13 protein-coding genes are annotated in these 14051 nt (G+C 71.0%); 6 read left to right on the top strand and 7 right to left on the bottom strand.

The window, feature by feature from the left end:
• The first annotated feature begins 152 nt into the window (after window positions 1-152).
• Together ADK66_RS05230 and ADK66_RS05225 are read left to right on the top strand one after the other, a co-directional pair.
• The gene (locus ADK66_RS05230) at window positions 153-542 is read left to right on the top strand and encodes an SCP2 sterol-binding domain-containing protein (protein ID WP_053652747.1); all 390 of its coding nucleotides are present in this window, start codon (window positions 153-155) and stop codon (window positions 540-542) included.
• Window positions 539-2602 carry a glycogen debranching N-terminal domain-containing protein gene (locus ADK66_RS05225; RefSeq protein ID WP_053652746.1) on the top strand — a complete coding sequence of 688 codons (2064 nt, stop codon included), beginning with the start codon at window positions 539-541 and terminating at the stop codon, window positions 2600-2602. Before ADK66_RS05230 ends, ADK66_RS05225 begins: the two co-directional genes overlap by 4 nt.
• A 50-nt stretch (window positions 2603-2652) precedes the next feature.
• On the opposite strand, the gene ADK66_RS05220 is transcribed toward ADK66_RS05225, so the two are convergent.
• Window positions 2653-2922, bottom strand: a complete 270-nt coding sequence (locus tag ADK66_RS05220) for a hypothetical protein (protein WP_157552247.1) — start codon at window positions 2920-2922, stop codon at window positions 2653-2655.
• A 57-nt stretch (window positions 2923-2979) separates the two neighbouring features.
• Window positions 2980-3480: a DinB family protein gene (locus tag ADK66_RS05215; RefSeq protein ID WP_053652744.1), complete on the bottom strand. Its 501-nt coding sequence runs from the start codon at window positions 3478-3480 to the stop codon at window positions 2980-2982.
• Between the two features lie 134 nt (window positions 3481-3614).
• On the opposite strand from ADK66_RS05215, the gene ADK66_RS05210 reads away from it, so the two are divergent.
• Window positions 3615-4538 carry a DUF72 domain-containing protein gene (locus ADK66_RS05210; protein WP_082377231.1) on the top strand — a complete coding sequence of 308 codons (924 nt, stop codon included), beginning with the start codon at window positions 3615-3617 and terminating at the stop codon, window positions 4536-4538.
• A 79-nt stretch (window positions 4539-4617) separates the two neighbouring features.
• Here ADK66_RS05210 and ADK66_RS05205 read toward each other — a convergent pair whose 3' ends face one another.
• A complete protein-coding gene (locus ADK66_RS05205; protein WP_053652742.1) occupies window positions 4618-4989 on the bottom strand; it encodes a hypothetical protein in 372 nt (123 codons plus the stop codon).
• Between the two features lie 97 nt (window positions 4990-5086).
• Entirely contained in the window at window positions 5087-5713 is a 627-nt protein-coding gene (locus ADK66_RS05200; protein ID WP_053652741.1) for a hypothetical protein, read from the bottom strand.
• Window positions 5714-5899: 186 nt separating this feature from the next.
• Here ADK66_RS05200 and ADK66_RS31280 point away from each other — a divergent pair, with 186 nt between their 5' ends.
• Window positions 5900-6070, top strand: coding sequence for a hypothetical protein (locus ADK66_RS31280; RefSeq protein ID WP_157552245.1), 171 nt, complete (start codon window positions 5900-5902; stop codon window positions 6068-6070).
• A 24-nt stretch (window positions 6071-6094) separates the two neighbouring features.
• Here ADK66_RS31280 and ADK66_RS05195 read toward each other — a convergent pair whose 3' ends face one another.
• On the bottom strand, window positions 6095-6958 hold the full coding sequence (locus ADK66_RS05195) for an alpha/beta fold hydrolase (protein WP_053652740.1): 864 nt from the start codon (window positions 6956-6958) through the stop codon (window positions 6095-6097).
• A 198-nt stretch (window positions 6959-7156) separates the two neighbouring features.
• Window positions 7157-8440: a hypothetical protein gene (locus ADK66_RS05190; protein ID WP_053652739.1), complete on the bottom strand. Its 1284-nt coding sequence runs from the start codon at window positions 8438-8440 to the stop codon at window positions 7157-7159.
• Window positions 8441-8758: 318 nt separating this feature from the next.
• Here ADK66_RS05190 and ADK66_RS05185 point away from each other — a divergent pair, with 318 nt between their 5' ends.
• Both ADK66_RS05185 and ADK66_RS05180 read left to right on the top strand, forming a co-directional pair.
• Window positions 8759-10816: a type IIA DNA topoisomerase subunit B gene (locus ADK66_RS05185; protein WP_053652738.1), complete on the top strand. Its 2058-nt coding sequence runs from the start codon at window positions 8759-8761 to the stop codon at window positions 10814-10816.
• A 32-nt stretch (window positions 10817-10848) separates the two neighbouring features.
• A complete protein-coding gene (locus ADK66_RS05180) occupies window positions 10849-13332 on the top strand; it encodes a DNA topoisomerase (ATP-hydrolyzing) subunit A (protein ID WP_053652737.1) in 2484 nt (827 codons plus the stop codon).
• A gap of 12 nt (window positions 13333-13344) precedes the next feature.
• Here ADK66_RS05180 and ADK66_RS05175 read toward each other — a convergent pair whose 3' ends face one another.
• Window positions 13345-13980: an alpha-ketoglutarate-dependent dioxygenase AlkB gene (locus ADK66_RS05175; RefSeq protein ID WP_053652736.1), complete on the bottom strand. Its 636-nt coding sequence runs from the start codon at window positions 13978-13980 to the stop codon at window positions 13345-13347.
• Between the last annotated feature and the right edge of the window lie 71 nt (window positions 13981-14051).

The following is a 14051-nucleotide window of genomic DNA, read 5'->3' as shown; positions in this document are numbered from 1 at the left end:
AGGTCTGGCTTGCCGGTGCCTGCCCGCTCCGGGAGGCGGCAAACAGCCCTCGGCCTGGTCGCCGCGCTGTCCTGCCCGCATCACCCCGTTCGGGTGAGCCGGGCTCATCCCGACGCGGGCGACCCTGTGGAAATGCCGGGAGAGGGGACGTGATGGGCGCGACCGCGACGCAGTTCCTGCAACACCTGGACGTCGGCCGTCGTCCTGACCTGCCGGAGACGACCTCCGGGACGGTGCGGTTGGACCTGCGCTGCGACGGCTGCACCGACCACTGGTACCTGACGATCGCCGACCAGCACATCCAGGTGACCCGGTCGTCCGACGACGCCGACCTGGTGGTCGGGGCCTCCCGGGACGTCTTCGACAAGCTGGCCAACGGCCGGATGCACCTCGCCGTGGCGTTGCTGCGCAACGAGCTGACAGTGCGGGGCAACATGGCGCTGCTGATGCTGCTGCGGCGAGTCTTCCCCGGCCCGGCCGGCGCACGGCACCCCCGCGAGCTGGGCCGGGCCGCTCTGGCGCGACGGGAGGGGCGGCAATGAAACAGGAGCGGGTGAACGTCATCGCCGGCAACGTGTTCGCCATCAGCGACGCCCAGGGCGACATGGAGGTCGATCCGCAGGCACCGGTCGGTCTCTTCTCGTTCGACACCCGCTTCCTGTCCCACTGGGTGCTCAGCGTCGACGGGGAACGCCTCAACGCCCTCTCCCGCGACGACGTCGCGCACTACGAGACCCGGTTCTTCCTGGTGCCCGGCGTGGCGAGTCACTACATCGACGCCGACGTCTCGCTCATCCGGCACCGCTCGATCCACGACCGCCTGCACGAGCGGATCACCGTGCTCAACCACTCCTCCGAGCCCGCCGAGTTCACGGTGCGGATGGAGGTGGGCACCGACTTCGCCGACATCGCCGACATCCCCGAGGACGCAGGCGTCCGGCAGCGCCACGTCCAGATCACCGCTGACTCCGGGAACCAGCGGCTCATGTTGCGCTACCAGCGGGACCGGTTCGTCCGCGAGACCACAGTGAGCAGCAGCGCCTCCGCCGACATCGACGAGCAGGGGCTCACCTTCCGGATCCGCGTCGCGCCCGAAGGGACGTGGGAGACCACCCTGCACGTCGCCACGACAATGCGCGGCGAGGGCGGCCGGGACGTGCGCGCCAGCCTGGAGTCCCACCAGCACGACATCGGCAGCGGGATGCACGACGACCTGTCCACCTGGCTGGATCGGGCACCGCAACTGGTGGCCGAGCGGAAAAGCCTGGAGCGGATGTACCAGGGCAGCCTCGCCGACCTGAGCGCGCTGCGGTACACACCGCTCGCATACAGCGAGCGGGTGCCTGTCGGTGGCCTGCCGTGGGCCATGGCCCTGTGCGGGCGGGACAGCATCATCACCTGCCTGCAGACAATGGCGTTCACCCCCGAGCTGACCCCGGCGACGCTGCGGATGTTGGCGTTGCTGCAGGGAAGCCGGCTCGACGACGTCCACGAGGAGGAGCCGGGCAAGATCCTGGTCGAGGCGCGCTACGGCGAATCGGCGGCGTTCGGCGAGCGGCCGACCGCCGGCTACTACGGCGCGGTGGACACCACCCCACTGTTCGTCGTCCTGCTCGACGAGTACGAACGCTGGTCCGGCGACACCGACCTGGTCCACGAACTGCGCCACCCGGCCCGGATGGCTCTGGACTGGATCGACGAGTACGGCGACCTGACCGGCGACGGCTACCTGCGCTACCAGCGCCGAAACGAGCGGCACGGCACCGTCAACCAGTCCTGGAAGGACTCCGCCGACGCCATCGTCGACGCGTACGGGCGGGAGCCCGCCTTTCCCCGGGCCACCTGCGAGGCGCAGGGCTACGCGTACGACGCCAAACGGCGGGGCGCGCGACTGGCACGCGAGTGCTGGGGAGATCCCGAGTACGCCGACCGGCTGGAACAGGAGGCGGCGGCGCTGAAGGAACGGTTCAACAGGGACTTCTGGCTGCCGCACCGGGAGTACTACGCGCTGGCCCTCGACCCGTACGGCGAGCCGGTCGACGCCCTGTCGTCGAACATCGGGCACCTGCTGTGGAGCGGGATCGTCCCGGACGACCGGGCCGAGGCGGTCGCCGAGCATCTCGTCGGGCCGCAGCTGTTCAGCGGCTGGGGGGTGCGTACCTTCGCCACCGACCAGCGGCCGTACAACCCGGTGGGCTCGCACCTGGGATCGGTGTGGCCGTCGGACAACGCGCTGATCGCCGCCGGGTTGCGGCACTACCGCTTCGACGCGCACGCGGCCCGGATCGCGGCGGGCATCTTCGACATGGCGCAGACACTCCGCGGGGCGGTGCCGGAGGTGATCGCCGGCTACGAGCGCAGCCTCACGAAGTATCCCGTCCAGCTGCCCGTGGCCGGTCGGCCCCAGTCGTGGTCGTCGGGTGCGCTGCTGATGCTGCTGGGCACCCTGCTGGGCCTGCGACCCACAGGCGAGAACCTGCTTGTGAACCCGGCCCTCCCCGCTGGCTTCGGCCGGATAGAGCTGCTGGGCATCCCCGGCCGGTGGGGCCTGCTCGACGCGTACGCCGGGGACCGCCGGCGGGGCCGGCCCCGCGTCAACTGACCGCCCACCGTGTGCCTGGTGATCAACCGGAGAAACGAGCCCGCTGAGGGCTACGCGCCGGCCACCGGTGGCGACTGCACGCCGGCTGTTGGTGCGGACTGCACGCCGGCTGCCGTTGGCGACTGCATGGCGGCCGGTGCGGCCCGGGCGCGGCGGAAAGCGAGCACGGCACGACCCTCGCCGGTCAGCTCGCCGGGGCGCGGCGCGGCACGCGCCGCCGTCAGCAGCCGTGCCACAGGCAGTGGGTTGGCCGGCGAGTCGACGAGACGACCATCGAGCAGCCGCTCGCTGGTCACCCGGTCCAACGCTTCTGAGGTCATCTCGTGACCCTCAGCGCCGCGTCCGGGCACGACGTCACATCAGGCCCGCCTCAGGGCTCAGCCCATCGTCTTGGCGCCGTCGATCGCCTCGCGCAGGATGTCGGCGTGCCCGGCGTGCTGGGACGTCTCGGCGATCAGGTGCAGCAGCACCCGGCGGACCGTCCACGCCGCACCCGGCTCGAACCATGGCGCCTCGGGAAGCGGGTGAGCCGCGTCCAGGTCGAGGGTGCCGATCAGGTCGTCCGTCCGGCTGGACACCGTGTGGAACCGCTCGACCAGCCCGGCGAGCGTCTCGTCGGGCGCCATCTGGAACTGACCGACCCAGTCGACGGGCTCACGCTGCATCTCCTCCGCGCCACCGACGGCGAAGCGCATCCAGCGTTCCTCCATGGCCGCCACGTGTTTGACGAGGCCGCCGAGGCACAGCTCGCTGACTGTGGTGCGCGTCGCCGCCTGCTCGTCGGTGAGCCCGTCGACTGTCTGCAACAGAAAGCCCCGGTGCCGGCGCAGCGACTGGAGCAGGTCGGCCCGTTCGCGGGTGAGGTCAGTGGTGGTCATGGCGGCAACCCTCCGTCGATGTGCGCTCCGCCGCAGCGTAGGACCGGGGCCCGACATTTCTCGGCCCCTCGGGACCGCCGCGCGTGAGCCCTCACCGGTTGCCGATTCGCCCGGAGAGCGGTCCACTGAATGACATGGGTGTCATTAGGGTGGGTACGTCCTCCTGGGCCGACCAGTCGCTGCTGCGCTCCGGGTGGTACCCGCGCTCGGCAAACACACCGGCGCGCCGACTGGCCTTCTACGCCGGCCGGTTCCCACTGGTCGAGGTGGACACGTCCTACTACGCGATCCCCGTGCCCGAGGTGACGCAGGGCTGGGTGGACGCGACACCTGACGACTTCACATTCGACGTCAAGGCGTTCAGCCTCTTCACCGGCCATCCCACCCCGGTCGCCACGCTGCCCCGCGACCTCCGTCCGGACGCCGGCCCGAGCCGGGTCCGCTGGCGTGACCTGCCGGAGTCGACGTACGACGAGTTGTGGGCCCGGTTCCGGGCAGCCCTGGACCCGATCGCAGGTGCCGGCAAGCTGGGGGCGGTGCTGTTGCAGTTCCCGCCGTGGCTGGCGCGGGGCGTCGCCGCGGAGCGTCGGATCGTCGAGCTGGCGCAGCGCTGCCGGCCGTGGCGGGTAGGGGTGGAGCTGCGACACGGGTCCTGGTTCGACGGTCCGGCCGCAGCCGACACTCTGGACCTGCTGCGCGCGCACGACCTGTCGTTGGTCTGCGTCGACATGCCGCAGGGGCACCCGTCGTCGGTGCCGCCCATCCTCACCCGCACGGCGGAGCCGGCGATCGTCCGGTTCCACGGGCACAGCGACGCCTGGCGGGACGGCGACAAGCAGGAGAAGTTCCGCTACGCGTACGCCGAGGAGGAGCTACAGCGGTGGGCCGACCGGTTGGCCGAGCTGGCCGACCCGGCCGACGAGCTGCACGTGCTGTTCAACAACTGCTGCGCCGGTCAGGCCCAGCGCGACGCGACACGGATGGCGCAGCTGCTCACCGAGACCCTGCTCGGCGACGAGGCCGAGCGGCGGACCGCCACCGCGGTCTCCGGCACCTGACGGGCGGGTCGCCAGCGGGCTGTCCCCCGCCCGGCGAACGGCCGCCCGATCAACGGACCGGCCTCATCGCGCCGGTGTCTCAGGAGCGCCGGCCACGACTGCGCAGCGCGTCCTGGGTTCGGTCGTCGACGTCCGCGTCGTCGGGAAAGGACCGGCCGCTGGGTGCCGGGTCCGGAGGCGCTGTCGGTCCGGCCGATGCCGTACGGGTCGGCTCCACCGAGCCGAAGCCGTGCCGTCCGGCCGGGTCACGTCTGCCCGCTGGCGCCCCGGCGCGACGGTCTCCGCGCCGTCCCTCGGGCACCGCCGCCTCTTCGCTGCCCTCGTCCAGCGGCGAGTCCTCGCCCACACCCCAGGGCGGTTCCGCGTCGAAGCCGCCGTCGGCTTTCCACGGCTGGGTCGCCTCCGGCTCCAGCCGGTCGCCCGCGCCACTGCGTCCCTCATGTGCCGTCATGGCCACCTCGCTCGTCGGTCCACCGCAATTGGAGGGTGTGGGCCGGCCGGTGCCCCGCCGTCGAGGTGTCGGCGGGACGCCGGCCGGGCCGGGACGGTCAGCGCCCGGCCATCGCCATCTGTCGCTTGCCCATACCCATGCCCATCTTGGCCATCGACTTCGGGGCGCTCATCAGCCCGTTGGACCGGCCGAGCAACCCGCGGAGGACCTGGCCGGGCTTCTGCTGCTCGCCCATGTACGCGGTCACCACCACAAGGGTTCCGGTGATCGCCGGCACGGCCCACTGGAGCAGCTTCATCTGCCGCTGTGAGGAGGCCACACTCGCCGGTGTCTGGTGATTGGGCTCGGTGGTGCCGTTCACGGGCGGGTTGCCCGCCTTTTCCAGCCGCATGCCGACCAGGCGGCTGTAGCCGGTCACCGCGAGCGCGCCGATGGTCAGCGCCGTCTTGATGGCGCTGGCCCGGGCAACCCCGGACTGTGCGGCCACCCGTGGGCTCTCCGTCACCAGTTCGCCGACCGCGCCGGCCAGGTGGGCGCCGATAGCGGCCGCGTTGACAGGGGTCCACTTGGACCATCCCGCCGATGCGATCGGGAGCCGCTGGGTCGAATCGCTGATTTTCGCCGCTGCGCTGTTGACGCCAAGCGCTCCCATCAGGGAGCCGCCGAACCAGGCCGCCAAGCCCAGATCGTGCATGGAGCGCAGTGCGGTATGCCGTTCGGACATCTGATCCCCTTCCGCCGTGTCGGGCGCTGCGGCTTACCCGCCGCCCGGGTGGCTAACCCCGCCCCGGGCAGGCCGATCCGTGCCGCAGCGGACACGTCGCGGACACCAGGGTCGGTGGGGCGACAGCAGGAGTCGTCCGGGCGGTGGCGGGTAGATCCCACCGACCCGACGAAAGAGGGGAACGTCATGTCGCAGCCGGAGGAGAGCAGGGAGAAGACCGCCACCACCGATCCGGTGCTCATGCACCCGGACAACGATCCGCACAAGAACATCGCCGAGGTGGCCCCGCGCAAGGACCACGGCGCGATCCAGGTGGAACGCGACGACGAGTTGGTCCCGCTCGACCAGGACGAGTGAGTCAGCGGGCGGTGCGGCTCGGGCTCAGCGGCGCGGCAGGTCCTCGGCGAAGCGGGCCACCTGCCGCGCCAGCGGAGTGCTCGCACGGACCCAGGTGAAGTGGTCCAGCTTCGCGCCGGCCTGCTCCACCGTGTACCGCTGCCGACTCACCGGGGCGGCGGCCAGCTTCCCGCAGAGGTGGTCCACCGTCTCGTGCGGGGTGTACTGGTCGTCGTCCACGCTGACCGCGAGCACAGGGATCCGCACCGCCCGTACGGCCGCCTCGGTGTCCGTACCGTCGAGGTGGGGGAAACGGCCGGTCCGCGCGGTGTGTGCCCAGTCGCGGATGACGCCGCGTGCCTGCCGGCCGCCGAAACCCCAACCCGGCCAGACGCCGAGCAGCGCCGCGGTGGCGGCGATCCCCTGGGTGTACGGCAGCACGCCGTACCCTCGTCGGCCAGGGTAGGTGCGCCAGTAGGGGATGCCGACCGCGACAAGCGCCAACCCGTCGACCGCGTCGCCGCCGTCGAGGGCCAGGTGCACGAGCGCGGCCTGCCCACCGAGGGAGTGGCCGAGCAGCACCCGGGTACGCCCGTCCAGGCGGGGCTTCAGCGCGGCCAGGACAGCGCCGACGTCGCTTGCCAGCTCGGCGTAGCCGTACCTGTCGGCGCGGCTCGGCACGGGGGTGCTCGTGCCGGTGCCGCGCAGGTCGGCGACCACCACGGCGAGTCCGGCGGTGCGTAGCTCCGCGGCGAACGGCCGGTAGTAACGGGCACGGACCCCCATCGCGGGCCAGATCACCACGACTGGGGCGCCGGGTGGGCCGTCCGGCTCCGGATAGATCTGCACGCCGATCCGGGCACCGTCGACCTCGACGAACTCCTGCGTGTACTCCGGGTCCCCGTTCACCGGCTCAGCCTAGCCGCGTGAGGTTACCGGCGGGTAGCCACGGGGGGGCGTACCGATCGGGTCCCGATGCCTCCCGGACCGGGTCGACACTCTGAAACGCTTGATGACTCTGAGGCATATTGATACCTCAGAGTCATCACCCTCAAACTGGTGGCCCGGGTGCCGGGGCCCGCCGGTCGGCGGGCCCCGGGCGACGCCTCAGGAGACGCTGATCGTGCCGTTGGTGGCCCGGACGCAGCTCACCGCGCGGGCACTGGTGGTTGCCGCCCCGGCGAGGCACTGGCCGAGGACCTGGTGCCCGGTGGCGTTCGGGTGCCACGACTCCTGGCAGGTCTGGAAGTAGCTGACACAGGTGTTGGCGATCCGCTGAATGGCGATCTTGTCCTTGCCGGAGAGGCTGGTGACGAAGGTGCCGTTCGGGTTGCTGTCCTGCAACCGGATGGGGGTGGCCAGCGAGCCGGTGGGGCTTGTCGTCGTCTCGCAGAGCCGGGCGCCGTCGAAGGCGCGCTGCACGTTGAGGTAGACCAGGTCGTCGGCCGGGAACTCGGCGGCCAGGGTGTCCCGGGTGGTCTTCACGATGGTGCCCAGGCCCTGCGAGAAGCGGTGCCCGGGAGCGAGGCTGGCCCGGTGGATCGGGCAGCCGGCCGCGTACCGCTCGGCCCCGAGGTCGCGGAACTTGTCCCGGGTGTCGTCCCGGCTGTCCTCGGTATGGAACGTCGCGTTCAGGTCCAACGGCAGCGGGTTTGTGTAGTCCTGGAACACCACCCGGTGCTGCCCGTCCGCGTCCACCTGGTCGAGGGTGGTCAGCAGTTGGCGTACGGCGGCGGTGGTCTCGGCGGTGGCGGCGCTGAGCTGCGCCGCGGTGGCCAGGTCGGCGTCGGTGCACGGCTTCTGCTCCACCGGCCCGCCCAGGTACGCCCAGAACTCCCACCAGCCGGTCCAGGCATCGGCGATGAAGCGGTTGGCGCACTTCTCGGCGACGCTGCCGAACGTGAACGAGCTGTTGTTGGACCCGAGGCCGATAAGCACCAGGTCGATGTCGTTGGTCTGCGCCACGGCGCGCAGTTGGTCGAGTTGCGCGGCCACCGTACGGCCGTTGGCCCGTGCGCCGGAGGCGGTGGCGATGTCGTGCGGCTGACCGCCGGAGCAGGCCAGGTTGAACCGGTTCTGGATGCCCGGCAGGTTGGCCTTGTGCAGCGAGGCGTTCGCCGACCGGTGGCAGAAGTACGCGTTGTTGTTCGGAGCCGTCCAGCCGGGGAAGCCCTGGGCGACGCCGTTGGCGTCGACCACCGGCGCGTACGCCCCGGCGCCCTCGCCACTGATGAAGCTGTCGCCGAGCGCCACCGCGGCGGTGGGCAGCGCGGCTGCGGCAGCGGTCGACGGGGCGGCGGCCACCGGTGAGGGCAGTGCGACGGCCGTCGACAGGGCGGCCGTGACGATCGTGAGGGCCGCCGCGAGCGCGGTACGCCGGATTGTGGGCATGGGGCTCCCATCCATCGAAAGATGAAAGATTCTCTGAGAGCGCGATCACATCACCCGCGTGCGACGGACGTCAATGGCCTGTAACGGATTCGTTCGATGAAGGACACACAAGGACTGCACCCTCGAACCCTGCGGAGCGCCCGTGCGGCGAGGTGGCGGGCTGTCAGGTTGCTCACGTCCGTGAGGTCCGGGCCCGGCGGGTCGCGCGGGGCCTACAGCTGATGTCTCAGCCTCCGGCTAGGCTCGCTGCGGCGCGCCACGCCGGCTGATGTCGCCGGTGACCGGCTGCACACCGCCGAGACCGGGGAGTACGACCAGTTGACCGCAGAGCCTGACACCCTGTACGGGGCCGATGACCTCACCCACCTTGAGGGGCTGGACGCTGTACGCAAGCGGCCCGGCATGTACATCGGCTCCACCGACAGCCGTGGCGTGGGTCACCTCGTCAACGAGATCCTCGACAACTCGACCGACGAGGGCGTCGCCGGTCACGCCAGCAACGTCGAGGTGATCCTGCACGCCGACGGCTCGGTGCAGGTCGACGACGACGGCCGGGGCATCCCCACCGACGTGCACGCCAAGTCCGGCATCTCCGGCGTCGAGCTGGTGCTGACCCGGCTGCACGCCGGCGGCAAGTTCGGCGGCTCCGGCTACAAGACCTCCGGCGGCCTGCACGGCGTCGGCGCCTCGGCGGTCAACGCGCTGTCGCGCCGCTTCGACGTGACGGTCCGCAGGGCCGGCAAGATCCACGCGATGTCGTTCCGGCATGGCGTCCCGGGCGTCTTCGACGGCGACGGTCCGGACGCCCCGTTCACCGCAGGCCCCGGCCTCCAGGTGACCGGCAAGATGAAGCGCGGCCAGCCCACCGGCACCTCGATCCGCTGGTGGCACGACGCCCGCTACTTCGAGACCGGCGCCGCGCTCGACGTCGACGCGGTCCGGATGAAGCTGCGCAACACCGCGTTCCTGGTCCCCGGCGTGACGTACCTGCTGCGGGACCTGACCGGCGAGACGCCCGCCGAGGAGCGGTTCCACTACCCCAACGGGCTCAGCGACATGGTGGAGTTCCTCGCCCCGGCCGGCGACCGGCCCGTCTCCGGCATCCTGCTTGTCAACGGCGAGGGGACGTACCGGGAGAACGCCGCCGACGCCAACGGTGTCATGCAGTCCAACGTGCAGCGTCGCGCTGAGGTCGAGGTGGCGTTCCGCTGGGGCACCGGCTATGAGCGCACCGTCGAGTGCTTCACCAACACGATCCGCAACGCGCACGGCGGCACGCACCGCAAGGGCTTCGAGCGCGCGCTGGTCCGCTCCCTCGCCGACGCCGTCCGCAACACCCGAGGGCTGCTCAAGGCCAAGGAGGAGCCGCCCACCCTGGACGACGTCCTGGAGGGCATGACCGCTGTCGTGCACGTGCGGATCCCTGAGCCGCAGTTCACCTCGCAGACCAAGGACGAGCTGTCCACCACAGGCATCACAAAGGTGCTCCAGAGCCTCGTCGACGCGCACGTCAAGGCCTGGCTGGAGGACCGGCGCACAAAGGCCGAGGCGCGCGTCGTCCTGCAGAAGATCGTCGACGCGGCGCGGGTGCGGCTCACCCAGAAGCAACAGAAGGACGCGGCCCGGCGCAAGACCGCCCTGGAGGGCGCGTCGATGCCGCCGAAGCTCGTCGACTGCCGGGCCACCGGCGTCGAACGCAGCGAACTGTTCATCGTGGAGGGCGACAGCGCGCTCGGCACGAGCCGGATGGCCCGCTCCTCGGAATACCAGGCGCTGCTGCCGATCCGGGGCAAGATCCTCAACGTGCAGAAGGCCAACCTCCAGCAGGTTCTGGACAACGCCGAGTGCGCGGCAATCGTCCAGGTGCTCGGGGCCGGCTCGGGGCGCACCTTCGACCTGTCCGCGCTGCGCTACGGCCGCGTGCTGATCATGGCCGACGCCGACGTGGACGGCGCGCACATCCGTACCCTGCTGATCACCCTCTTCGCCCGCTACATGCGGCCGTTGATCGAGGCGGGTCGGCTCTACGCCGCGATGCCGCCCCTGCACAAGATCACCACCAAGGGGCGCAACCCGCAGACGGTCTACACCTACACGCAGGCCGAGATGGAGACGACGGTCCGCAAGCTGGAGAAGGCCGGCAAGCAGATCGTCACCCCCATCCCGCGCTTCAAGGGTCTCGGTGAGATGGACGCCGACGAGCTGTGGGACACCACGATGAACCCGGCCACCCGGGCCGTACGCCGGATCACCATCGAGGACGTGGACGCCGCCGAGCGGATCCTCGAACTGCTGATGGGGGAGAAGGTCGAGCCGCGCCGTAACTGGCTGATCGACTCCGCCGACCGCGTCGACCGGGAAGCGATCGACGCATGAGCACCCGTTTCGTTCGAGTGGAGATCTGAGTCATGGCACGCCGTAAGGACAACAAGGTCGATCTCTCCTCGTTCGACCAGGCTGGCGCGCGGGTCTTCGACAATCCGCTGGTCACCGAGGTGTCCGACTCCTACCTGGAGTACGCGTTCTCGGTCATCCACTCCCGCGCCCTGCCCGACGCCCGCGACGGCCTCAAGCCCGTGCACCGGCGCATCCTCTGGTCGATGTACGAGCAGGGCTACCGCCCCGACCGCGGCCACGTGAAGTCTGCCCGAATTGTCGGGGATGCGATGGGTAAGTACCATCCGCACGGTGACACGGCGATCTACGACGCCATGGTCCGCCTCGCGCAGGACTTCTCGCTCAACGTGCCACTCATCGACGGGCATGGAAATTTTGGGTCTCCGGACGATGGACCGGCTGCCTCGCGTTACACCGAAGCGCGGATGTCCCGCGAGGCGATGCTGCTCGTCGGTGAGCTGGGCGAGGACACCGTCGACGTCGAGCCCAACTACGACGGCTCGCTGACGCAGCCGACGGTGTTGCCGGCGGCCTTCCCCAACCTGCTTGTCAACGGTGCGTCCGGGATCGCGGTCGGTATGGCCACGAACATGATCCCGCACAACCTGGCCGAGGTGGTCTCCGCCGCCCGCTGGCTCATCAACCACCCGGACGCCACTCTGGACAAGCTCATGGAGTTCGTCCCCGGCCCCGACCTGCCCACCGGTGGCGTGCTGCTCGGCCTGGACGAGGTGCGCCGCGCGTACGAGACCGGGCGTGGCGTCGTGCGGATGCGCGGCAAGGTGGAGATCGGCCCGCTGGAGGGCAGCCGGGGCCGCCAGGCGATCACAGTGGTGGAGTTGCCCTACGGTGTCGGCGCGGAGAAGGTCATCGCGGCGATCACCAACGAGGTCACCAAGACCAAGCGGCTGACCGGGATCGCCGACGTCAAGGACCTCACCGACCGCGAGAGCGGCACCCGGCTCGTCGTCGAGTGCAAGGTGGGGGTCAACCCGCAGGCGCTGCTCGCCGACCTCTACCGGCTCACCCCGCTGGAGCAGTCGTTCGGCGTCAACAACCTGGTCCTGGTCGACGGCCAGCCCCGTACCCTCGGGTTGAAGGCGTTGTTGGAGGTCTTCCTGGCCCACCGGTACGAGGTGGTCACCAGGCGCACCACGTTCCGCCGCCGCAAGCGTCAGGAGCGGCTGCACCTGGTCGACGGTCTGCTGATCGCGTTGCTGGACATCGACCGGGTGGTCCGGCTGATCCGGGGCAGCGACGACGCGCAGGCCGCCAAGGACGGGCTGATGAGCCAGTTCGGCCTCTCCGACATCCAGGCCACCTACATCCTGGACACTCCGCTGCGCCGGTTGACGAAGTTCGACAGGCTCGAGTTGGAGGCCGAGCAGGAGCGTCTGCGTGCCGAGATCGCCGAGCTGTCCACGATCCTGGACGACGAGCGGGTGCTCAAGAAGGTCGTCTCCGACGAGCTGGCGGCAGTGGTCAAGCAGTTCGGCGCGGAGCGTCGCACCACGCTCGTCGACGGTGACCTCAAGGAGGTGCTTGCCGCGTCCGCGCCGGCCGGCCCGCTGGAGGTCGCCGACGATCCGTGCCAGGTGATTCTCTCCGCGACCGGGCTGGTCGCCCGGACCGCTGCCGAGTCGGAGGAGAGCGCCGAGGGGCGCCGGCGCAACGGCCGGGTCAAGCACGACACGGTACGCGCGATCGTGCACTCCACGGCCCGTGGCCGCGTGCTCCTGGTGACGAGCGCCGGCCGGGCCTTCAAGATCGACGTGTTGCCGCTGCCGGTGTTGCCCGAGCAGGCCGGCACGGTGTCGCTGCGGGGCGGCATGTCCGCCGCCGAGCTGGTGCCGCTGGAGGCGGGGGAGACGGTTCTCGGCCTGGCCCCGCTCGGCGGCCCGGCGGAGGGCTCACCCGGGCTGGCGCTTGGCACCCGGCAGGGCGCGGCGAAGATCTGCTCGCCCGAGTGGCCGGTACGGTCCGACGAGTTCGAGGTGATCGGCCTGCGCGACGGCGACGAGGTGGTCGGGGCGACCTGGCTGACCGACGGCTCCGAGACGCTGACATTCGTCACCTCGGAGGCGTCGCTGTTGCGCTTCGCCGCCGGGCTGGTCCGTCCGCAGGGCCTCAAGGGCGGCGGGATGGCGGGCATCAACCTGCCGGCCGGGGCGCGGGTGGTCTTCTTCGGGGCGGTGCGCACCGACGATCCGGGGCACGGTGAGCCGATGGTCGTGACGTCCACAGGTGCGACGGTCAAGGTGACGCCGTTCAAGGCGTACCCGGCGAAGGGCCGGGCGACCGGCGGCGTGCGGGCGCACCGCTTCCTCAAGGACGAGACGGACGTTGCTGTCGCCTGGGTGGGGCCGCGCCCGGTCGGCGCGACCGGCACCGGCGAACCTGTCGAGCTGCCCACAGCCGATCCCCGCCGCGACGGCAGCGGCTTCGCGGTGATCCTCGGCCCGACGGTCCTGGGTCACCTGGTGGAGCGCGACTGACCCCGGGGAGGGTCAGGCCACGTTGACGGGGCGGAACTGGACACTCACCCGCGGGCCGACAGGACGGGTGGTCTTGGGGATCGCGTGTTCCCAGGTGCGTTGGCAGGAGCCGCCCATCACGATCAGGTCGCCGTGGCCCACCGGGAAACGGAGGCTGTCGCCGCCGCCGCGCGGACGCAGCAGCAGTGGTCGGGGCGAGCCGAACGACACGATCGCGACGATGGTGTCGCTGTGCGCGGAGCGGCCGATGGTGTCGCCGTGCCAGGCGACGCTGTCCCGCCCGGAGCGGTAGAGGCACATGCCGGCGGTCACGAACGGCTCGCCCAGCTCGGGGGCGTAGTGCCGGGTCAGGGCTTCCCGTGCGGCGGTGAGCACAGGGTGCGGCAGTGGCCGGTCGGCGGCGTACCAGCAGAGCAGGCGGGGCACGTCGACCTCGCTGTCGTACATGGTGCGTCGCTCGGCACGCCAGGGCACCTCGCTGAGCAGGGTGTCGAGCACCGCGTCGGAGCCGCGCACCCAGCCGGGCAGCTGGTCGACCCACGCGCCCCGGCTGAGGTGGTGCCTGCGGATCTGGCCGGGCAGCGGCCCCACTGTCGGCCCGGCGTCGGCGAGGTCGAGCATCGACGGCTGGTAGGAGGCCTGCGTCATGCGGCCACCCTAGCAGCCCATTAGTACACCCGTGCTATTACCGCACCGCCCCCGCGAGCGTGATCATGCGG

Origin of the sequence: Micromonospora sp. NRRL B-16802, from assembly GCF_001279555.1 — a bacterium.
In the GTDB taxonomy this organism is placed as follows: domain Bacteria; phylum Actinomycetota; class Actinomycetes; order Mycobacteriales; family Micromonosporaceae; genus Micromonospora; species Micromonospora profundi.
The sequence above is the reverse complement of the archived record's forward strand: the minus strand, read 5'-3'. Positions and strand labels throughout refer to the sequence as shown.